The organism is Ornithinimicrobium carbonis, from assembly GCF_977012275.1.
This window is the reverse complement of record NZ_OZ348993.1, coordinates 588,931-608,916: the sequence shown is the minus strand read 5'-3', so window position 1 is coordinate 608,916 and position 19,986 is coordinate 588,931. Positions and strand designations below refer to the sequence as shown.

The window sequence follows — 19,986 nt, the reverse complement described above, 5'->3', positions numbered from 1 at the left end:
CCGGGGCCGACCCGGATCATGGGCATCGTCAACGTCACGCCCGACTCCTTCAGCGACGGCGGCCGGTGGTCCGACACCGCCGCCGCCGTGGCGCACGGCCGCCGGCTGGCCGCCGAGGGTGCCGACCTCCTGGACGTCGGCGGGGAGTCGACGCGGCCGGGGAGCACACGGCCGCAGGAGGCCGAGGAGCTGGACCGCGTGCTCCCCGTCGTGACCGGGCTGGTCGAGGAGGGTCTCACGGTCTCGGTCGACACCATGCGTGCCTCGGTGGCCCGGGCCTGCCTGGAGGCCGGGGCGACCCTGGTCAACGACGTCTCGGGCGGGCTGGCGGACGAGGAGATGCCCCCGCTGATCGCCGCGACCGGCGTCCCGTTCGTCGTCATGCACTGGCGGGGCCTGCTCACCGACCCGCACGCGCGACCGCACTACGACGACGTGGTGGAGGAGGTCTGCCGTGAGCTGGAAGAGCGGGTCGCGACCCTCGCCGCGCGGGGCGTCGCCCCCGCCCAGGTGGTCCTGGACCCCGGCCTGGGCTTCTCCAAGGACGCCGCCCACAACTGGACCCTGCTGGCCGCCCTGGAGCGCGTCCTCCAGCTCGGCCACCCGGTGCTGCTGGGCGCCTCCCGCAAGCGGTTCCTGGGGCGGCTGCCCGCCCGGCCGGGCGCGGCCGTCGACGGGGCCGCGCCCCCGAGCGACCCCGCCGACCGCGACATGGCCACCGCGGCGACGAGCCTGCTGGCCGCACGGGCGGGCTGCTGGGCGGTGCGGGTGCACGACGTGGCCTCCACCCGGGACGCGCTGGCCGTCCACGAGATGACCGAGCGGCACCGTGGCTGAGCGCGGCGACCAGGTCCGGCTGACCGGCGTGGTGGCCCGGGGTCACCACGGGGTCTTCGAGCACGAGCGGCGCGACGGCCAGGACTTCGTCGTCGACGTCGTGATCGGCCTCGACCTGCGGCCCGCCGGGACCAGCGACGACCTGGCCCGCACCGTGCACTACGGCGAGGTCGCCGCCGACGTCGTCGCGGTGGTCGAGGGGCAGCCGCGCGACCTCGTCGAGACCGTGGCCGAGGAGATCGCCGCCGTCGTCCTGGCACGACCGGCCGTCGAGACGGTCGAGGTGACCGTGCACAAGCCGCAGGCCCCGGTCGGCGTGCCCTTCGGCGACGTCGCGGTCGTCGTGCGCCGGCAGCGGGACGTGCCCGTCGTCGTCGCCGTCGGGGCCAACCTGCCCAGCGGTGAGGGCGTGGATCCCGCCCGCACCGTGCGGACGGCCGTCCGCCAGCTGCACCGGGTGCGCGGGCTGCGCGGCGTGCGCCTCTCGCCGCTCTACGTCGGTGCCCCGGTCGGAGGTGCCGCCGTGGCCGGGCAGCCGGACTACGTCAACGGGGTGGTCCTGGCCCGCACCAGCCTGGCGCCGACGACGCTCCTCGACCGGCTGCACCGGCTCGAGGAGGACCACGGCCGCACCCGGGAGGTGCGCTGGGGTGCACGCACCCTGGACCTGGACCTGGTCCAGTACGGCGACCCCGTCCTCGGCGACGACGTCCGCGCGCAGACCCCCGCCCTGACGCTGCCGCACCCGCGGGCCCACGAGCGGGCCTTCGTGCTGCGGCCCTGGCTGGACCTGGACCCCGACGCCCACCTGCGGAGGGGGGAGGACGTGCGCGCGGTGCGCGACCTCGTCCACGACGTGGCGGAGCAGGAGCTGCGCGTGCTGGACGCAGGAGGTGCCCGGTGAACACGGTCGAGGGGGTGCGTCCCACCACCGGCCTCCTGGTCGGGGTGCTCTCCGGCATGGCCGGCTGGCTGGTCCTGCAGCTGCTGCGGACGCTCGGGGCGGAGTATCCGGTGATCTCCTGGCTGGGGCTGGTCCCGCTCGTGGCGGTCACCCTTCTCGTGCTGGTCATGAGCTGGCAGATCCGTCGCTACCTGCGGGGGGCGCGCACCGCCCGCCCCAGCCCCCAGCGCGGGCGGGGCACCCTGGTGGGGGCCCAGGCGGCCGCGCTGGGCGGGGCCGCGCTGGTCGGGTGGTACCTGGCCAACGCCCTGGTGCACCTGCCCAACGCCGACGTCGCCGGCGAACGCGCCCAGCTGGTCTGGGGCGTGGTCCACGCGGCGGCAGCCCTGCTGCTCTCGGTCGTGGGCTACCTCGGGCAGGCGTGGTGCCGGATCCCGCCCGGCGACGGCGACGACGACGACGGGGACGGTGTGCCCGACGCCGACCTGGCCTACGGCTGACCGGCCTAGAGTGGCCGGGTGAGCGACCACGGCAACACCCCCGTCGAACCGGCCCCCGGACCGGCCCGCCCGACCTCGCTCTGGCCCGGGCTGGAGGATCCTGAGCACTCGCGGTGGTACGCCGAGCGCTTCCGGGTGATGGCCGCCCGGGGGGAGGACGTCGAGGGGGAGTCCCGCCTGGTCGACGTCCTGGCCCCCCGGGGTGCGCGCCTGCTCGACGCCGGGTGCGGTCCCGGGCGGCACGGCGGGCACCTCTCCCGGCTGGGCCACCGGGTCGTGGGGGTGGACATCGACCCCGTCCTGGTCGCGGCGGCCCGCGCGGACCACCCGGACGCCACCTGGCTGGTCGGGGACCTGGCCACCCTCGACCTCGGGGCGGTCGGTGAGGCGGAGCCCTTCGACGGGGCCCTCCTGGCGGGGAACGTCCTGGACTTCCTGCCCGTCGAGCACCGCGGTCCGGCGCTGCGAGGCGTGGCGTCCCACGTCGTTGCCGGAGGCTTCGTGCTGGTGGGCTGCCGGGTCACCCGGGGCTTCACCCCGACCGATTTGGACGACCTCCTCCTCCCGGCCGGGCTGCGGCTGGAGCACCGGTTCGCGACCTGGGACCTGAAGCCCTGGGGCCAGGACGCGACCTTCGCGGTCAGCGTCCTGCGCCGGAGGGAGACCTGACAGGACTCCGCCCGTGGTCACCTCGCCACCGTCCCGGCCACCGATGAGTCCTGCACCCGCGCACGGTCTGACCATGCAGCCGCCCGTCGGCCCGACGGGGCACCGTCCACGAGGAGAGCTCCCATGACCGCACGCAGCACCCGCCGCCCCGTCGGCGCACCCGGCTGGATCGACATCTCGGTGACCGACCCGGACCGCAGCAAGGCCTTCTACCGCGAGGTGCTCGGCTGGGACTACACGGGTGGGCAGGAGGAGTTCGGGGGCTACCTCAACGCCACCGTCGACGGCCTGGCCGTCGCGGGCATGGCCCCGCCGATGGAGGGGATGCCGGAGCCGCCGCACGAGTGGACCGTCTACCTCGTGGTCGCGGACGCCGAGGCTGCCTCCCGTGCCGTCACCGACGCCGGCGGCACGACCCTGATGTCCCCCGTGTCCGTGGGGCCGTTCGGCACGATGGCCCTGCACGCCGACCCGACCGGCGCGGGGTTCGGCCTGTGGCAGCCGGGGTCCCACCAGGGGTTCGAGGCCTACGACGTCCCGGGCGCGGTCGCCTGGACCGAGGCCATGGTCGGCGACTTCGACCGCGGTCGGCGGTTCTACGCGGACGTCTTCGGCTGGACCTACGAGGACCTCTCCGAGGGGGACATGAGGTATGCCGTCGCCCGCGCCCCGGGGGAGGACCGGTCGGGGACGGCCGGGCTGGGTCTGGTCGGTGCCGGGGAGGGCCCGTACTGGTCGGTCGTGCTCCAGGTGGCGGACACCGACGAGGCCGTGGCCCGGGTCCGCGACGCCGGCGGTCGGGTGACGACCGAGCCTTTCGACTCCGAGCACGGCCGGATCGCCGAGGCGACCGGCCCCGACGGGGAGCGGTTCGCGCTGATGCGGCCCCCGACCGCCTGAGGCCGCGGTGCCGGGGCCGACCTACTTGTCGACGTCCCCGACGACGAAGAACATCGACCCCAGGATCGCGACCATGTCGGCGACCACGGTCCCCGGGAGCATCTCCCGCAGCACCTGGACGTTGTTGAACGAGGCGGACCTCAGCTTGAGCCGGTGGGGAGCCTTGTCGCCGCGGCTGACCAGGTGGTAGCCGTTGAACCCCAGCGGGTTCTCGGTCGCCAGGTAGTGCGCGCCCTCGGGCACCTTGAGCACCTTGGGCAGCCTGGTGTCGTAGGGGCCCGGGCCCAGCTCGCGCAGCCGTCGCGTGCACGCCCGGGCCAGGTCCAGCGAGACGTGCACCTGCTCGGCCAGCACCTCCAGCCGGGCGTAGCAGTCCCCCTCCTCCCGGGTCACCACCCGGCCCGGCCCGCCCTCGCCGAAGAGCTCGGCGTAGGCCAGGTAGGGCTCGTCCCGCCGAAGGTCCACGTCCAGGCCGGAGGCGCGGGCGATCGGCCCGGACACGCCGTAGGCCAGGACGTCGGCCAGCTCGAGCACGCCCACCCCGCGCGTGCGCGCCAGGACGATCTCGTTGCCCAGCAGCATCGACTCCAGCTCGGGCATCCGCGCCCGGACCTGCTCGACCGCGGCGTCGACCCGGTCCAGCCAGCCCTCGGGCAGGTCGTGCAGCAGCCCGCCCACGCGGTTGGCCATGTAGTGCATCCGTCCGCCGGAGTACTCCTCCATGACGGCCTGCAGCTCCTCCCGCTCGCGGAAGGAGTAGAACATCGGGGTGATCGCACCCAGCTCCAGCGGGTAGGACCCCAGGAACATGAGGTGGTTGAGCGCCCGCCCCAGCTCGGAGAGCAGCGTGCGGGTCCAGGTGGCCCGCTCGGGCACCTCCATCCCCAGCAGGTGCTCGACGGTGAGGGCCACCCCGACCTCGTTGTTGAACGCCGACAGCCAGTCGTGCCGGTTGGCCAGGACGAGGATCTGCCGGTAGTCACGGACCTCGAACAGCTTCTCGGCCCCCCGGTGCATGTAGCCGATCACCGGCTCGGCGGCGATGATCCGCTCCCCGTCCACGGTCAGCCGCAGCCGCAGCACCCCGTGCGTGGCCGGGTGCTGCGGACCGATGTTGAGCACCATCTCGGTGGTGCTCACCCCGCCCACGCCGGCGGCGCCGAGGGAGACGTCCAGGTCGCGGGTGCTCACCCGGGCCACCCTAGTCGGGCACCGTGGCCCCGTCGGGGGCGACGCGGCCGCGGCCCGGCTCCTCGACGACGACGAGCACCCAGCCGAAGTCGCCGAGACCGCCGACGGCGGTGAGCGCGCCGAGGGCGGCGCGCCGCGCCAGCAGGGACAGGTATGCCGCGGGGTCGGCACGGGCGAGCCCGTGCGGCACCGGCGCCAGGAGGGCCTCGCCGGTCCCGTCCTCGCCGGTCCCGTCCTTGCCGTCGCCGGCACGACCGTCGGCCTGCAGCAGCCCGAGCAGGGCGGCACGCTGCGAGGTCAGCACGGCGGGCGCACCCAGGTGGTCCACGAGGCTGTCCCAGGCGACGTGGGCAGTCAGGTCGCACGAACCGTCCGGGACGGGGGCGACCTGCCGCCCCGCGCGGTAGCCCGTCAGGGTGCCCCCGGCCGGCCGGTCGGCGGAGGTGTGCCCGTAGTCGACGAGGAGCACCAGCCCCTGCCGGACGCGGCCCACGAGGTCGGTCGCCGCCTGGTCGCGGGGCCGGCCGACCTCGGCCCGGTGCACCTGCGGGCCGAGCCACCGCCGCGCCCAGGCCAGGTCCGGGGCCGACGGGACCGGGCCGAGGACCTCGGTGCCGTCCTCGTGGACGGCGACCTCGCGCCATACCTCGTGGTCGTCCCGGACCAGGACGGGGCAGGGCACCACGTCGAGCCACTCGTGGGCCACGACGAGCACCCCGTGCAGGTCCCGGAGGGCGTCGGGCAGGAGCGCCCCGCCGGGGGAACGGGTCCAGCGGTCGACGGGGAGGTCGGCCGGCGCGTCGACGACGTCGACGCCGTGCAGGTGCAGCTGCGGTGCGAGCCGGCGCACCTCGGCGAGCAGCTCGCCCCGGCCGGCCCCCACGTCGACCACGCCGGTCAGCCCGTGCCTGCGGCACAGCGCGACGAGCGCCTCGGCCAGGACTGCCCCGCCCCCGGGGATCCCCTGGGCGGAGGTGTGGAAGTGCTGCGCGGGCGCGTGCGAGCGGTAGAAGCCGCGGTCGCCGTAGAGCGCGTCCGCCCACGCCGCGTGCCAGGGTCGTGCCCGACCGGGGGCGTCGTGGTGGGGCTGCCGGTCGGGGTGCACCCCCACTACTGTGCCGCACGTGGATCTTCTCGACGTCGGTCGGATCGTGCTGGGCCTGGTGCTGCTCGTGGGCGGTGGCGAGCTGCTGGTGCGCGGTGCCTCGGCGCTCGCGGTGCGCTCCGGGCTGACCCCGCTGGTGGTCGGGCTCACCGTGGTGTCGGTGGCCACCTCCACCCCCGAGCTGGCGGTCAGCACGGGTGCCGCGCTGCGGGGGGAGACCGACCTGGCGCTGGGCAACGTCGTGGGCTCCAACATCGCCAACGTCCTGCTCATCCTCGGGGTCTCGGCGCTGATCCTGCCGCTGACCGCCCGGCGCCGGATCGTGCGGATCGACGTCCCGGTGATGCTCGGGCTGGGGGTGCTCGCCCTGGTGCTGTCCCTGGACGGTCGGATCGGCCTGGCCGACGGGGTGGTGCTCCTCGGGGTCTTCCTGGTCCATCTGCTGGCCAGCGTGTGGATCGCCCGCCGCGACCCCGACGAGGACCCGGCGCCCGACGAGGACCCGGCGCCCGACGAGGACCCGCCGACGGAGGACGCGGAGCACAGGCCGGGGGAGGCCCACCCGGGGACGGCCGGGCCGGACGACCCGCCGGCGGACGAGGAGGCCGGAGGCGTGCTGCCGGGCTGGGCGGCGGTGCTCCTCGTGCTGGGCGGGGTGGTCCTGCTGGTCGTGGGAGCCGGTCTGCTGGTCTCGGGCGCGACGTCGGTCGCGACCGCCCTGGGGGTGAGCGGGCTGGTGGTCGGGCTCACGGTGGTGGCGGTCGGCACCTCGCTGCCGGAGCTGGCGGCGTCCGCGATCGCGGCGCTGCGGGGGGAGCGTGACCTGGCGCTGGGCAACGTCGTGGGCAGCTGCATCGCCAACCTCGGCCTCGTCCTGGGCCTGCCCGCGCTGCTGGCCGGCGGCCTGGAGGTGCCTCCCGCCGTCCTCGCGCTCGACCTGCCCGTCATGCTGGCCACCTCGCTGGCCCTGCTGCCGGTGTCCTTCACCGGCTTCGTGGTGGCCCGGTGGGAGGGCGTCCTGTTCATGGTGCTCTACGCCGCCTACGTCGGCTACGTCGTGCTGCAGGCCACCTCCCACGACGCGCTCTCCGGCTTCACCACGGTCATGACGCTCTTCGTGCTGCCCTTCGTCCTCGTCATGCTGGCCACGACCGTGGCCTACGAGCTCGGGCGGATCGCCGAGCGCCGGGAGCGGGCGGCCTCTCCCGGCTGAACCTCGCCGGGGCCGAACCGTCCGCGGGCGGGCAGGATCCCCGGCGGTGGGGCAGGGGACCGCGGGCCTCGAGCGGTGCCGTCGCCCGACCCTCCCTGTCGATGTCGGTTTTCTGCTGGACCGCACCGGTGCCCGGACCGCAGCATGGAGGGGTGCAGCTCGACCACGACCGGTGCGTGACCGCCGTCCGCAGCAAGGACCCCCGCTTCGACGGGTGGTTCGTCACGGCCGTGACCAGCACCGGGATCTACTGCCGACCCAGCTGCCCGGCGATCACCCCCAAGGTGGTCCACCTCTCCTTCTACCCCTCGGCCGCTGCCGCCCAGCGGGCCGGGTTCCGCGCCTGCCGCCGGTGCCTGCCCGACAGCACGCCCGGTTCCCCCCGCTGGCGGCCGCGGGCCGACCTGGTCGCCCGGGCGGTGCGCCTGGTCGCCGACGGCGTCGTCGACCGCGAGGGCGTCACCGGCCTGGCGGACCGGCTCGGGTACTCGACCCGGCAGCTGGAGCGCCTCGTCACCGCGGAGCTGGGTGCCGGCCCGCTCGCCCTCGCCCGGGCGCAGCGGGCGCAGACCGCGCGGGTCCTGCTGGAGTCGACCGACCTGACCGTCACGGACGTGGCCCACGCGGCCGGGTTCGGCAGCGTACGGGCGTTCAACGACACCGTCCGCGCCGTCTACGCCACCACGCCCACCACGCTGCGGCGCACGGCGCGCTTCCGCGGCACGGGTGCGCCCGGTGGTGCCGTCGGGGCCGGCGAGGGGGAGACCGACGGGGTCACCGGGCAGGAGGCCGGCACGGCCGCCCAGGTGGAGGTCCGCCTGCCCTTCCGACCTCCTCTGCACGTGCCCAGCCTGGTCGAGCAGCTGAGGGGCCGGGTCGTCCCCGGCGTGGAGGCGTGGCGCGACGGCGGGTGGGAGCGGTCGCTGGCCCTCCCGCACGGCCCCGGTGTCGTCCGGCTCGAGGCTCCGGCACCCGGCGACCGGCACGTCCGCGCACTCCTGCGGCTCACCGACGTGCGGGACCTGGGCGCCGCGACGGGTCGGCTCCGCCGGCTCCTGGACCTGGACGCCGACCCGGAGGCGGTCGACGAGCACCTGGCGCAGGACCCCGCGCTCCGTCCGCTGGTGGCGGCGACCCCGGGGGTCCGGCCCCTCGGCACCGTCGACCCCGACGAGACGGCGGTGCGGGTGGTCCTCGGGCAGCAGGTCTCCACCTCGCGGGCGACGACGATGGCCGCCCAGCTCGTCCGCGGCCTGGGCCGGGAGCTGCCCCGCGCTCTCCTGAGCCCCGGCGGACCCACCCACCTGTTCCCCTCCGCCGCCGACGTCGCCGCGGCGCACCTCGAACAGCTGCCGGGCATGCCGGGCGCCCGTCGGCGCACGCTGGTGGCGCTGACGTCGGCCCTGGCCGAGGGCCGTGTCGACCTGGGCCCGGGGTCCTCCTGGGAGGAGGCCCGGGCCGCCCTGGCGGCCGTGCCCGGCGTGGGACCCTGGACCGTGGAGACGATCGCCCTGCGCGCCCTCGGCGACCCCGACGCCCTGCCCGCCAGCGACCTCGACGTCCTGCGCCGCGCGGCCCGGGCAGGACTGGGCGCCACCGCGTCCGAGCTCACCGCCCGCGCCGGGCGCTGGAGCCCCTGGCGGGGGTATGCCGTCCAGCTGCTCCGCGCCGGTGGCCCGACCCGACCCGCCCCGCACCCCACGGAGGACGCATGATCCCGACCACCACGACCACCACCACGACGGGCACGACCTCGGGCACGACCTCGAGCACGATGTCGAGCACGATGTCGAGCACGACGTCGAGCACGAAGACCACCCACGTCCTGCTCGACGGGCCCCTCGGGCCGCTGCGGCTGGTCGGTGACGGAGAGCACCTGACCGGGGTGTACTTCGAGACGCACCGGCACGCTCCCGCCGACCTGGGGACCACCACGGCCCTGCAGGACGCCGACCCCGTCCTGCAGTCCGCCGCCGAGCAGCTGACCGACTACCTGGCGGGCCGCCGGACCGGCTTCGACCTGCCCGTGCGGGTTCCCGGCACGGAGTTCCAGCGGCGGGTGTGGGACGCGCTCCTGCTGATCCCCTACGGCCAGACCTGGTCCTACGGGCAGCTGGCCGCCCGGATCGGGCAGGCCGGGGCCGCCCGGGCCGTCGGGCTGGCCAACGGCCGCAACCCCGTCTCGATCGTCGTGCCGTGCCACCGCGTGGTGGGCAGCGCCGGCGCGATCACCGGCTACGGGGGAGGGGTCGGGCGCAAGCAGGCTCTGCTGGACCTCGAGCGCCGGGTGGCCGGCGGCTCGTTGTTCTGACCGGACCCCCCCGGCACCGGCGGATACCCTGTCGGGGTGAGTCAGACGCCCCAGCCCAAGGCCCTGGAGTCCGAGGTCCCCGAGGTCGACGTGCCCGAGCAGATGCGGATCCGCCGCGAGAAGCGGGCGGCGATGTTGGAGGCGGGGATGGAGCCCTACCCCGTGTCGGTGCCGGTCACGCACGCCCTGGCCGAGGTGCGGGGACGGTGGGACCACCTCTCGGCCGGCGAGGAGACCCAGGACCGGGTCGGTGTCTCGGGACGGGTCGTCTTCGTGCGGAACACCGGCAAGCTGTGCTTCGCGACCCTGCAGTCCGGGGACGGCACCCGCCTGCAGGCGATGCTCTCCCTGGCCGAGGTCGGGCAGGAGGCCCTGGACCGCTGGAAGCAGTGGGTGGACCTGGGGGACCACGTCTTCGTCCACGGTCGGGTGATCGCCTCCCGCCGCGGCGAGCTGTCGGTGATGGCGGGCGAGTGGCTGATGGCCTCCAAGGCGCTGCGTCCGTTGCCGGTCCTGCACAAGGACCTCTCCGAGGAGCAGCGCGTGCGCCAGCGCTACGTCGACCTCGTCGTGCGGGAGGAGGCCCGGCAGATGGTGCTCGACCGGGCGGCGGTCACCCGGGCGGTCCGCGGGGTGCTCGAGGACGAGGGGTACGTGGAGGTCGAGACCCCGGTCCTGCAGGCGGTGCACGGCGGTGCGGCGGCCCGTCCCTTCCGTACGCACCTGAACGCCTTCGACATGCCGATGACCCTGCGGATCGCGCTGGAGCTCTATCTGAAGAAGGCCGTGGTCGGCGGCGTGGACAAGGTCTACGAGATGGGGCGGATCTTCCGCAACGAGGGAATCGACTCCACGCACAGCCCGGAATTCACCATGCTGGAGGCCTACGAGGCCCACGGCGACCAGTACTCGATGGCCGAGCTGATGAAGCGGATGATCCTGGCGGCCGCCGACGCCGTCGGCCGTCGTCGCATTTCCACCCCCATGGGGATGGTCGACCTGGACGGGGAATGGCGCTGGCTCTCCTTCTACGAAGGACTTTCGGAGGTGCTGGGTCTTTCCGTGGACGTGCGCACGCCCCGGGACGAGGTGGTCGAGATCGCCCGGCGGCACGACATTCCCGTGCGGCCCGACCACAATGCCGGCCGGATCGCGATGGAGATCTTCGGGGACCTGGTGGAGCCGACGCTGCTCCAGCCCACCTTCGTGCACGACTACCCCGAGATCGCCCAGCCCCTGGCGCGCCAGCACCGTACGCACGACGGGCTGGTCGAGGCCTGGGACCTCATCATCGCCGGGGTCGAACGGGGCACCGCCTTCACCGAGCTGATCGACCCGGAGATCCAGCGCCGCCGCCTCACCGAGCAGTCCCTGCTGGCGGCCGGTGGCGACCCGGAGGCGATGCAGCTGGACGAGGACTTCCTGCGTGCCCTGGAGTACGCCGCGCCGCCCATGGGGGGGCTGGGCATGGGGCTGGACAGGGTGCTCATGCTGCTCAGCGGCGCCGGGATCCGTGAGACCATCCTCTTTCCCTTCCTCAAGCCGGAGGCATGATGCCCTCTTTCCTCCACGACAGCTGGATGGTGCTGGCCGCCCTCATTCCCTCGGCCGGTCTGCTGTTCCTGTTCTGGGTCATTCTCAAGCACCTCGTCGAGGGCGACCGTCGGGAACGTGCGGCGCTTCGCCGGTGGGAGGCCGAGCAGGACGCGCTGACGGACAATACCAACGACCCGTTCCAGCGGTGACTGAAATCCGATAAATGGCCCTCTTCCACAGGGGCTTTCCGGATGCCTGAATTGTTCGGTAGAGTTGTCGGCGTGCCGCCGATCCCTGTTCGGCACGTCACGACAATCACCAGGAGAACGCCTATGGTTCAGCGTGTGCAGGTCATTCTCGAGGACGACATCTCCGGCGGCGAGGCCACCGAGACGGTGGAGTTCGCCCTCGACGGGGTGACCTACGAGATCGACCTCAACGACGAGAACGCAGCCAAGCTGCGGGACGACCTCGCCCGGTGGATCGGCGAGGCCCGTCGCGCCGGCGGCCGTCGGCAGACCCGTCGTCGCGGCGCGGGCTCCGGCTCGGGTTCCGGCTCCTCGGCCAAGGCCGACGAGCTCGCGAAGATGCGCGAGTGGGGTCGGGAGAACGGCTACAAGGTCAGCTCCCGCGGGCGGGTCTCTCAGGAGCTCCAGGACGCCTACGCGGCCGCGCACTGACGCGACCGGACGAGGAGGCCGACGCCTTCTTGACGGGCCGCTCCCGACCGGGAGCGGCCCGTCCGCACGCCCGGGGGACGTCCCCGCGGCCGCCCCGTTCGACGGGTTCAGACCTCGTCGATCGTGCGCTGGGTGAGCTCCGGCCCCCCCGCCTCGGCCGCCTCGACCTCGTCCCAGGAGCGGGGGAGCGCCACCTGCGGCCGATCCCGGCCCCTCAGCGACCACGGGCAGATCGTGGTCTTGGCGGCGTTGTTCTGGCTCCAGTCCAGGAAGACCTTGCCGGGCCGCTCCGCCTTGGTCATCCGTGCCGTCACGAGGTCGGGGTGGGTCTCGGCCAGGTGCTCGGCCAGCGTCCTGGCGACCCCGCTCACCTCCTCCGACCCCCGCGCGCCCTCCAGGGGGGCGTAGAGCTGCATCCCCTTGGACCCGCTCGTCACCGGGTGCGTGGACAGCCCGACCGCGTCCAGCCGGTCGCGGACGAGCAGCGCCACCCGGGAGCACTCGCGCAGCCCCGCCCCCGGGCCGGGGTCGAGGTCCACGACCATCCGGTCGGGGGGCAGCGGCGTCCCCTCCGCGTCGACCCGCCACTGGGGCACGTGCAGCTCCAGGCTGCCGAGGTTGACCAGGTACACCAGCGCGGCGACGTCGTGCACGAGGGGGAAGGTGATGGTCTCGCGCCCCCGCGAGGACCCGGGGGTGGGCACCGTGACGCGCGACAGCCAGTCGGGGGCGCCGGGCGGCAGGTTCTTCTCGAAGAAGTGGGCCGCACCCACCCCCTCGGGCCAGCGGATCCGCGTCACCGGCCGGTCGGCCAGCTCGGGCAGGATCCGGTCGGCGTGCGTCACGTAGTAGGTGAGCACCTCGCCCTTGGTGGTCCCGGTGGACGGGTAGAGCACCTTGTCCAGGTTGCTGACCCGCAGGGTCCGCCCGGCCACGCGCACGCTCTGGCTGCTCACGGCTGCACCTCCAGCAGGTCCGACGGGTCCAGGTCGGGGCGCACGCCCTGGAACGACGGCTGCCGCAACCGTCCCAGCCCGGGGGTGATGCCCAGCGAGGCGACGTCGATCACCACGCGCGGCTCCAGCCACGTGGAGCCAGCGGACTCGGGCCGGGGAATGTCGGTGGTGAACGGGTACGGCACCGGCGGAACCTGCTCCAGGAGCGTCTGGAGCTGGGCTCCCGCCCGCCCGGCCAGTCCGCTGCCCACCCGGCCGAGGTAGGTCAGCCGCAACCGGCCGGCGTCGTCCCGCAGGACCGTGCCGGTGCCGTCGTCCAGCGGGAGGCCCACGTGCACGGCGCCGAGCCGGGCGGCGGTGCCCGTCTGCACCCGCCATCCGCCGACGACGACGCTGAGGTGGTCGCGGTGGGGGAACTTCAGCCAGTCCGTCGACCGCGAGCCGGGCTGGTAGGTCGAGGACCGGCGCTTGCTCACCACGCCCTCCAGCCCCTGCTCCGCGGTCGCCGCGAGGAGCTGGCCCCCGTCGTCGTAGACCGGGGGGACCTGCACGCCGGCCACGTCGCGGAGGAGGTCCTCCAGGGCGGACCTGCGCGCGGACCACGGCAGGCCGGTGAGGTCCATCCCGTCCAGCCGCAGCAGGTCGAAGACGAGGTAGGTGACCGGGCGGGTGCGGGCCAGCTGGGCCGCCGCGGTGGGCGAGGAGGTGTGCACCCGGTCGACGACGTGGCTGAACGAGGGGCGCCCGGCGATCATCGTCACCGCCTCGCCGTCGAGCAGCAGGTCCTGGGCCACCCCGGCGAGGGCCCGCAGCTCGGGCAGGGCCACGGCGATGTCCCGCTCGCCGCGCGTCAGCAGCCGCAACCGGCCGTCCCGCACGTCGGCCAGGACCCGGATGCCGTCCCACTTGATCTCGTGGGCCCAGGACGGGCCGGACGGTGGACCGGTCCGCGCATCTCCAGGGGTGGCGAGCATGGGGCGCATGGGTCCATCCTTGTCCAATGCGAGCCATCTGGAAGGGCGCCGTGTCGTTCGGGCTGGTCAACGTGCCGGTCCGGCTCTACTCGGCGACCGAGAACCACGACCTGTCCTTCCACCAGGTGCGTGCCAGCGACGGCAGCCGCATCCGCTACAAGCGGGTGGCCCAGGCCGACGGCGAGGAGGTGGCCTACAAGGAGATCGCCAAGGCCTACGAGACCGAGGACGGGCGCACCGTCGTGCTCACCGACGAGGACCTGGCCTCGCTGCCCAACCGTTCGAGCAAGGAGATCACCGTCGAGCGGTTCGTGCCGATCGACCAGATCGACCCGATCCTCTACGACCGCGCCTACTACATCGAGCCGGACGCGATGGGGGCCAAGGCCTACGGGCTGCTGCGCGAGGCGCTGCGCGAGTCCGAGCGGGTGGCCGTCGTCACGGTGTCGGTGCGCAGCCGGATGACCATGGCCGTGCTGCGGGTGATGGAGGACGCCATCGTGCTGCAGACCCTGCTGTGGCCCGACGAGATCCGGGACGCCTCTCGGCTCGACCACCTGGACGAGGTCAGCGACCCCAAGAAGAACGAGATCGCCATGGCGCGGATGCTCGTGGAGTCCATGGCCGGGGACTTTGAGCCCGAGGGGCACGTCGACGACTACAAGCAGGCGGTCGAGGCGCTGGTCCAGAGCAAGATCGAGGGCGGGGAGGTCACCGAGCCGCCGGAGTCCGAGGAGGACGGCGAGTCCGGCGAGGTGGTCGACCTGCTCGCCGCTCTGCAGCGGTCGGTGGAGCGGGCCCGGGCCGGTCGGGGCGAGACCACCGAGGAGACTCCGGACGACGTCGGTGCCGATGCCGACGGGGACGGGTCCGGCGACCGGGCCTCGTCGGGGTCGTCGCGGAGCGCGGGGGCCAAGGGCACCGCGGCCAAGAGGACGGCGACCAAGAGGACGGCGGCGAAGACGGACGCCTCGACGGGCAGCAAGGCCGCGGCGAAGAAGACGCCTGCCAAGGCGGCGGACAAGCGCACCTCCACCCGCAAGAAGGCCGGCTGACCGGGGGCGGGCCGCTCCGAGGCCGGTCGACCGGGGACGCGCCCGCCGCGGGGCTGGCCGGGACGTCCGGTGGCGCGTGACGGTGGCCGTCGGGGGCCGTCCGGTTATGCCAGGGGCGAACAGGCGGCCCTCGTGGAACACCGACGGTGCACGAGGACGTTGAGGTTCTCAGACGCCACGTAGAGTGGACGTACGCCCGCGCGGGTGGGCTCCGGCCGCCGACCGCGTGACGAGACGCTAGTCGAGGAGTGACGATGTTCGAACGGTTCACCGACCGGGCCCGGCGGGTCGTGGTGCTCGCCCAGGAAGAGGCGCGGCTGCTCAACCACAACTACATCGGGACCGAGCACCTGCTGCTCGGCCTGATCCACGAGGGGGAGGGTGTCGCCGCCAAGGCGCTGGAGTCGCTGGGGATCTCCCTGGACGCCGTCCGCGAGCAGGTGCAGGAGATCATCGGGCAGGGCCAGCAGTCCCCGACCGGGCACATCCCCTTCACCCCGAGGGCCAAGAAGGTCCTCGAGCTCTCGCTGCGCGAGGGGCTGCAGCTGGGCCACAACTACATCGGGACCGAGCACCTGCTGCTCGGCCTGATCCGCGAGGGCGAGGGCGTGGCCGCCCAGGTGCTCGTCAAGCTCGGTGCCGACCTGAACAAGGTCCGCCAGCAGGTCATCCAGCTGCTCTCGGGCTACCAGGGCAAGGAGACCGCGAGCGCGGGCGTGGGCCCCAGCGGCGGCGCGGAGGGCCAGCAGGCCGGTTCGCTGGTGCTGGACCAGTTCGGCCGCAACCTGACCCAGGCCGCGCGGGAGGGCAAGCTCGACCCGGTCATCGGTCGCGAGAAGGAGATCGAGCGGGTCATGCAGGTGCTGTCCCGCCGCACCAAGAACAACCCGGTCCTCATCGGCGAGCCCGGCGTCGGCAAGACCGCCGTCGTCGAGGGTCTGGCCCAGGACGTCGTCCGCGGCGACGTGCCCGAGACGCTGAAGGACAAGCAGCTCTACACGCTCGACCTCGGTGCGCTCGTCGCCGGCAGCCGCTACCGCGGCGACTTCGAGGAGCGGCTCAAGAAGGTGCTCAAGGAGATCCGCACCCGCGGGGACATCATCCTGTTCATCGACGAGATCCACACCCTCGTCGGGGCGGGTGCCGCCGAGGGCGCCATCGACGCCGCGAGCATCCTCAAGCCCATGCTGGCCCGCGGCGAGCTGCAGACCATCGGGGCCACGACCCTGGACGAGTACCGCAAGCACATCGAGAAGGACGCCGCGCTGGAGCGCCGCTTCCAGCCGATCCAGGTCGCCGAGCCCACGCTGTCGCACGCGATCGAGATCCTCAAGGGCCTGCGCGACCGCTACGAGGCCCACCACCGGGTCTCCATCACCGACGCCGCGCTCGTGGCGGCCGCGGGGATGGCCGACCGCTACATCAACGACCGCTTCCTGCCCGACAAGGCGATCGACCTCATCGACGAGGCGGGCGCCCGGCTGCGCATCCGCCGGATGACCGCTCCGCCGGACCTGCGCGAGTTCGACGAGAAGATCTCCCACGCCAAGCGGGAGAAGGAGTCGGCGATCGACGCCCAGGACTTCGAGAAGGCCGCGCGGCTGCGGGACGAGGAGCACAAGCTCACCCAGTCCCGCGCCGAGCGCGAGAAGGAGTGGAAGAACGGCGACATGGACGTCGTGTCCGAGGTCGACGAGGAGCTGATCGCCGAGGTCCTCGCCGCCGCGACCGGCATCCCGGTGTTCAAGCTCACCGAGGAGGAGTCCCAGCGGCTGCTCCACATGGAGGACGAGCTGCACAAGCGGATCGTCGGCATGGACGACGCGATCACCGCGCTGTCCCAGGCCATCCGGCGCACCCGGGCCGGCCTGAAGGACCCCCGCCGCCCCGGTGGCTCGTTCATCTTCGCCGGCCCCACCGGCGTCGGCAAGACCGAGCTGGCCAAGGCGCTGGCGGAGTTCCTCTTCGGCGACGAGGACGCACTCATCACCCTCGACATGTCGGAGTACTCCGAGAAGCACACCGTCTCGCGGATGTTCGGCTCGCCCCCCGGCTACGTCGGTTACGAGGAGGGTGGTCAGCTCACCGAGAAGGTGCGGCGCAAGCCGTTCTCGGTCGTGCTCTTCGACGAGGTCGAGAAGGCGCACCCGGACATCTTCAACAGCCTGCTGCAGATCCTGGAGGACGGTCGTCTGACCGACTCCCAGGGTCGGGTCGTCGACTTCAAGAACACCGTCATCATCATGACGACCAACCTGGGCACCCGGGACATCGCCAAGGGCATCTCCCTGGGGTTCTCGGCCGGTCCGGACACCCAGAGCAGCTACGACCGGATGAAGAACAAGGTCATCGACGAGCTCAAGCAGCACTTCCGTCCCGAGTTCCTCAACCGCGTGGACGACACGATCGTCTTCCCGCAGCTCTCGCAGGCCGAGATCGTCCAGATCGTGGACCTGATGATCGCCAAGCTGGACGTGCGGCTCAAGGACAAGGACATGGCCCTCGAGCTCACGCAGTCGGCCAAGGAGCTGCTCGCCAAGAAGGGCTACGACCCCGTCCTGGGCGCCCGGCCGCTGCGCCGCGCGATCCAGCGCGAGATCGAGGACCAGCTCTCCGAGAAGATCCTCTTCGGGCAGATCGGCGCCGGCGAGATCGTGGTCGTCGACGTGGAGGACACCGTGGGCGAGGACCGCACCCGGGACAAGGTCTTCACCTTCCAGGGGCAGCCCAAGCCCTCGGCGGTGCCGGACACCCTGCCGGTGGAGCCGGCCACCTCCGGTGGTCCCGCCGAGGAGCAGGGCGAGCACGCCGGCTGAGCCCGCGCGCACGCCATACCCCGAGCACGACCGGACGGGGCGCACCGCCACCGCGGTGCGCCCCGTCCGCACGTCCGCAGCCGCCCGCCCGGCGACGTGGCAGGACGCCGGCGGTGGACGGTTAGGGTTGCGGCATGACGCTGCGCGACGCGACCCCCGAGGAGACGGCCGGCTGGGACGACCTGGTGCGGGCCAGCCCGGGCGGTGTCGACCTCATGCAGCTGGCGCCCTACGCCGAGATCAAGTCGGGCGCCTGGGCGTCCGCGCGCCAGGTCGTCCACGAGCACCCGGGCCGGCCGTCGGTCCCGGCCCTCTACCTGGTCAAGAAGGTGCCCCCCTTCGGCGAGCTCTGGTACGCCCCCATGGGTCCGAGGGTGACCGACCCCGAGCACGTCCGGGCCATCTGCGAGGACCTGCGCACGGTGGGTGCCTTCAGCGTCATTTTCGAGCCACCGGTGCCCGCCGAGGGGCCGGAGACGCGCTCGGACCTGGTCGCCGGCATACCGGGGCTGGAGGAGTTCACCGACCTGCAGCAGGGGCACCACACCGTCCTCATCGACCTGCGGCCCGACGAGGACGAGCTGCTGGCCTCCTTCCGGCAGCGGGCGCGCAGGGCCATCCGCAAGGCCTCGGACGCGGTCGTGGAGCACCGCACCGACGACGAGGCCATCGAGACGTTCTGGCAGCTGTACGCCCCCACCGTGGAGCGGGCCGGTTTCCCGTTGCGCCCCAAGGAGTACTACGTCAGGGCCTGGCGCCTCTACCGCGACCTGGGCCAGGGCCATGTCGTGCTGGCCAGGTCCTCCGCCGACGTGGCCGAGCCCGAGGCCGGCGCGTTCCTGTGGCAGCACGGCGACCTGGGCTACTACCGCGACGGCGGGTCGGTGCGCACCCCGGCAGCCAACGGCCTGCAGTACCGCGTCCAGTGGGAGTCGATGCGCTGGTGCAAGGAGCGGGGGGCCACCACCTACGACCTGTACGGCGTGCCGCCGAGCTGGGCGGCCGACGACCAGGACCACCCCCTGCACGGGCTCGTGCAGTTCAAGACGGCCTTCGGGCCGATCACCGACACCGTCGGCAGCGTCCGGCTGGTCGTGGACCGACGACGTACGGCCGTCTGGGACCGGGTGGGGTTGCGGGTCCACGCCCGGCTGACCAGGGCGCGCAACCCGCTGTTCTACTGACCCCCGGCCCCGGCCCCGGCCCCGGCCCCAGACGCGCTCGGCCAGTGGTGGGGAGGGCCCCTAGAAGAAGCTCGACCCGCTGCGGCCGCGCGAGAGGGCCTTGGCCAGGACGCGGTGGCCGAACCGGGTCCAGGCCTGGTAGCGCCGCGGCCGCAGCGGCAGGTCCAGGGCACCCACCCAGTCGGTGACCTGCTTGTTGAACCCGCGCTTGAAGACGCCGATGCCGAAGAACGGGTCGTCCTCGTCGGCCACCCTGGTCGAGTGGGGGGTGCCGCACAGGTCGTAGACGGTGGCGCCCTGCTCCTGCGCCCACCGCATGGCCTCGTACTGCAGGAGCTGGCTGGCGCCCCGCACCGGCCGGTCGCGCACGCTCGCCCCGTCCTTGTAGCAGGCGACGTCACCGACCACCGTGACGAAGGCCCCCGCGACGTCCTGCCCCTGGAAGCGGGTGAGGAAGAGCTGGGCCAGCCCGGCCTCGCAGAAGGTGCGCCACAGGCCCACCTGGTACTCGCGGTCGCGGGTGGCGATGCCCTGGTCCTCGACGACCTCGGCCCACATCCGCCACAGCCGCTCGTAGTTCTCCTCGGTCGCCGGGACCCGCTCGACCTCCAGGCCGTCGCGCTGGGCCCGGCGGACCTGGTTGCGCACCTTGCCCGGTAGACGCATGATCAGCTCCTCGGCGTCCCCGGAGACGTCCACGAGGACCGTGGAGGCGTTCGTCTGCACCCGGCCGGCCCGGACGAGCCCCAGGGAGTCCAGGGCCGCCAGCGTCTCGGGGTTCTCCAGCAGCTCCGGCTCGACCTTGAGCAGGAAGGCCCCGTCGGCCCGGGCCGCCTCCGCCAGCGTGGGCAGCAGCGAGGCCAGCTGGTCGACCGAGGCGACCGAGGGTCCCTTGGGGGCGTACCAGACCCGGCCGAGCCCCGGGGCGGTGCGGGTGTGCACCGTGACGGCGACGCCGTCCACGACGAGGAAGCGGGGACGCCAGCCGACCCGCTCCTTGACCTGGGCGAACTCGTGCGTCTGGAACATCGACGACGGTCCGGGTGCGGCCACCACCTGCGCGTCCCACTCGGCCGCGGTCGACGGACGGCTCTCGATCAGACCCATGGCGGTCATCCTACGGACACGGCCGGGCATCACCCTCCCGCCGGTCGG

Annotated in this window: 19 protein-coding genes; 14 read left to right on the top strand and 5 right to left on the bottom strand. The window is 73.5% G+C overall.

Annotation, left to right across the window (positions count from 1 at the left end; all coding sequences use genetic code 11):
* Positions 1-18 precede the first annotated feature (18 nt).
* From folP to ACWHYA_RS02835, 5 genes are all read left to right on the top strand, one after another.
* Positions 19-837: a dihydropteroate synthase gene (gene folP, locus ACWHYA_RS02855; RefSeq protein ID WP_425940006.1), complete on the top strand. Its 819-nt coding sequence runs from the start codon at positions 19-21 to the stop codon at positions 835-837.
* Entirely contained in the window at positions 830-1,741 is a 912-nt protein-coding gene (gene folB / locus ACWHYA_RS02850; protein WP_425939092.1) for a dihydroneopterin aldolase, read from the top strand. Before folP ends, folB begins: the two co-directional genes overlap by 8 nt.
* On the top strand, positions 1,738-2,241 hold the full coding sequence (locus ACWHYA_RS02845) for a DUF3180 family protein (protein WP_425939094.1): 504 nt from the start codon (positions 1,738-1,740) through the stop codon (positions 2,239-2,241). The genes folB and ACWHYA_RS02845 overlap by 4 nt, the downstream gene beginning before the upstream one ends.
* A gap of 18 nt (positions 2,242-2,259) precedes the next feature.
* Complete coding sequence (locus tag ACWHYA_RS02840; protein WP_425939096.1) at positions 2,260-2,910, top strand: class I SAM-dependent methyltransferase; 651 nt, start codon at positions 2,260-2,262, stop codon at positions 2,908-2,910.
* 123 nt (positions 2,911-3,033) lie between these two features.
* A complete protein-coding gene (locus tag ACWHYA_RS02835) occupies positions 3,034-3,810 on the top strand; it encodes a VOC family protein (protein WP_425939098.1) in 777 nt (258 codons plus the stop codon).
* A gap of 21 nt (positions 3,811-3,831) precedes the next feature.
* Here ACWHYA_RS02835 and ACWHYA_RS02830 read toward each other — a convergent pair whose 3' ends face one another.
* Both ACWHYA_RS02830 and ACWHYA_RS02825 read right to left on the bottom strand, forming a co-directional pair.
* Positions 3,832-5,001 carry an NADH-quinone oxidoreductase subunit D gene (locus ACWHYA_RS02830; protein ID WP_425939100.1) on the bottom strand — a complete coding sequence of 390 codons (1,170 nt, stop codon included), beginning with the start codon at positions 4,999-5,001 and terminating at the stop codon, positions 3,832-3,834.
* A gap of 10 nt (positions 5,002-5,011) precedes the next feature.
* Positions 5,012-6,106: an SAM-dependent methyltransferase gene (locus ACWHYA_RS02825; RefSeq protein WP_425939101.1), complete on the bottom strand. Its 1,095-nt coding sequence runs from the start codon at positions 6,104-6,106 to the stop codon at positions 5,012-5,014.
* A 19-nt stretch (positions 6,107-6,125) separates the two neighbouring features.
* Here ACWHYA_RS02825 and ACWHYA_RS02820 point away from each other — a divergent pair, with 19 nt between their 5' ends.
* The 6 genes from ACWHYA_RS02820 to ACWHYA_RS02795 all read left to right on the top strand — a co-directional run bounded on the left by ACWHYA_RS02820 (position 6,126) and on the right by ACWHYA_RS02795 (position 11,846).
* Positions 6,126-7,319, top strand: a complete 1,194-nt coding sequence (locus ACWHYA_RS02820; RefSeq protein ID WP_425939103.1) for a calcium/sodium antiporter — start codon at positions 6,126-6,128, stop codon at positions 7,317-7,319.
* 152 nt (positions 7,320-7,471) lie between these two features.
* Positions 7,472-9,034 carry an AlkA N-terminal domain-containing protein gene (locus tag ACWHYA_RS02815; protein WP_425939105.1) on the top strand — a complete coding sequence of 521 codons (1,563 nt, stop codon included), beginning with the start codon at positions 7,472-7,474 and terminating at the stop codon, positions 9,032-9,034.
* On the top strand, positions 9,031-9,630 hold the full coding sequence (locus ACWHYA_RS02810) for a methylated-DNA--[protein]-cysteine S-methyltransferase (RefSeq protein WP_425939107.1): 600 nt from the start codon (positions 9,031-9,033) through the stop codon (positions 9,628-9,630). The genes ACWHYA_RS02815 and ACWHYA_RS02810 overlap by 4 nt, the downstream gene beginning before the upstream one ends.
* 102 nt (positions 9,631-9,732) lie before the next feature.
* Positions 9,733-11,184: a lysine--tRNA ligase gene (lysS, locus tag ACWHYA_RS02805; protein ID WP_425940007.1), complete on the top strand. Its 1,452-nt coding sequence runs from the start codon at positions 9,733-9,735 to the stop codon at positions 11,182-11,184.
* Positions 11,184-11,375 carry a hypothetical protein gene (locus ACWHYA_RS02800; RefSeq protein WP_425939108.1) on the top strand — a complete coding sequence of 64 codons (192 nt, stop codon included), beginning with the start codon at positions 11,184-11,186 and terminating at the stop codon, positions 11,373-11,375. The genes lysS and ACWHYA_RS02800 overlap by 1 nt, the downstream gene beginning before the upstream one ends.
* Before the next feature lie 123 nt (positions 11,376-11,498).
* Positions 11,499-11,846, top strand: a complete 348-nt coding sequence (locus ACWHYA_RS02795; protein ID WP_425939110.1) for a histone-like nucleoid-structuring protein Lsr2 — start codon at positions 11,499-11,501, stop codon at positions 11,844-11,846.
* A gap of 107 nt (positions 11,847-11,953) precedes the next feature.
* Here ACWHYA_RS02795 and ligD read toward each other — a convergent pair whose 3' ends face one another.
* Positions 11,954-12,802: a non-homologous end-joining DNA ligase gene (gene ligD / locus ACWHYA_RS02790; protein ID WP_425939111.1), complete on the bottom strand. Its 849-nt coding sequence runs from the start codon at positions 12,800-12,802 to the stop codon at positions 11,954-11,956.
* A complete protein-coding gene (locus ACWHYA_RS02785; protein WP_425939113.1) occupies positions 12,799-13,785 on the bottom strand; it encodes an ATP-dependent DNA ligase in 987 nt (328 codons plus the stop codon). The genes ligD and ACWHYA_RS02785 overlap by 4 nt, the downstream gene beginning before the upstream one ends.
* 17 nt (positions 13,786-13,802) lie before the next feature.
* Between ACWHYA_RS02785 and ku the strand changes: the two genes are divergently transcribed.
* The 3 genes from ku (at position 13,803) to ACWHYA_RS02770 (ending at position 18,831) form a co-directional block, all read left to right on the top strand.
* A complete protein-coding gene (gene ku / locus ACWHYA_RS02780; RefSeq protein WP_425939115.1) occupies positions 13,803-14,831 on the top strand; it encodes a non-homologous end joining protein Ku in 1,029 nt (342 codons plus the stop codon).
* Positions 14,832-15,085: 254 nt separating this feature from the next.
* The gene (locus tag ACWHYA_RS02775) at positions 15,086-17,647 is read left to right on the top strand and encodes an ATP-dependent Clp protease ATP-binding subunit (RefSeq protein ID WP_425939117.1); all 2,562 of its coding nucleotides are present in this window, start codon (positions 15,086-15,088) and stop codon (positions 17,645-17,647) included.
* Between the two features lie 134 nt (positions 17,648-17,781).
* A complete protein-coding gene (locus ACWHYA_RS02770; protein WP_425939119.1) occupies positions 17,782-18,831 on the top strand; it encodes a lipid II:glycine glycyltransferase FemX in 1,050 nt (349 codons plus the stop codon).
* Between the two features lie 60 nt (positions 18,832-18,891).
* On the opposite strand, the gene ACWHYA_RS02765 is transcribed toward ACWHYA_RS02770, so the two are convergent.
* Positions 18,892-19,938, bottom strand: a complete 1,047-nt coding sequence (locus tag ACWHYA_RS02765; RefSeq protein ID WP_425939120.1) for a lipid II:glycine glycyltransferase FemX — start codon at positions 19,936-19,938, stop codon at positions 18,892-18,894.
* Positions 19,939-19,986 lie beyond the last annotated feature (48 nt).

Bases quoted from the DNA above. Each gene is read 5' to 3' on its own strand.
- ACWHYA_RS02800 (WP_425939108.1), top strand. From the start codon at position 11,184: ATGCCCTCTTTCCTCCACGACAGCTGGATGGTGCTGGCCGCCCTCATT.
- ACWHYA_RS02765 (WP_425939120.1), bottom strand. From the start codon at position 19,938: ATGGGTCTGATCGAGAGCCGTCCGTCGACCGCGGCCGAGTGGGACGCG.
- ku (WP_425939115.1), top strand. From the start codon at position 13,803: ATGCGAGCCATCTGGAAGGGCGCCGTGTCGTTCGGGCTGGTCAACGTG.
- ACWHYA_RS02835 (WP_425939098.1), top strand. From the start codon at position 3,034: ATGACCGCACGCAGCACCCGCCGCCCCGTCGGCGCACCCGGCTGGATC.
- lysS (WP_425940007.1), top strand. From the start codon at position 9,733: ATGCGGATCCGCCGCGAGAAGCGGGCGGCGATGTTGGAGGCGGGGATG.
- ACWHYA_RS02770 (WP_425939119.1), top strand. From the start codon at position 17,782: ATGACGCTGCGCGACGCGACCCCCGAGGAGACGGCCGGCTGGGACGAC.
- ACWHYA_RS02775 (WP_425939117.1), top strand. From the start codon at position 15,086: ATGTTCGAACGGTTCACCGACCGGGCCCGGCGGGTCGTGGTGCTCGCC.
- ACWHYA_RS02795 (WP_425939110.1), top strand. From the start codon at position 11,499: ATGGTTCAGCGTGTGCAGGTCATTCTCGAGGACGACATCTCCGGCGGC.
- ACWHYA_RS02810 (WP_425939107.1), top strand. From the start codon at position 9,031: ATGATCCCGACCACCACGACCACCACCACGACGGGCACGACCTCGGGC.
- ACWHYA_RS02785 (WP_425939113.1), bottom strand. From the start codon at position 13,785: ATGCGCCCCATGCTCGCCACCCCTGGAGATGCGCGGACCGGTCCACCG.
- folP (WP_425940006.1), top strand. From the start codon at position 19: ATGGGCATCGTCAACGTCACGCCCGACTCCTTCAGCGACGGCGGCCGG.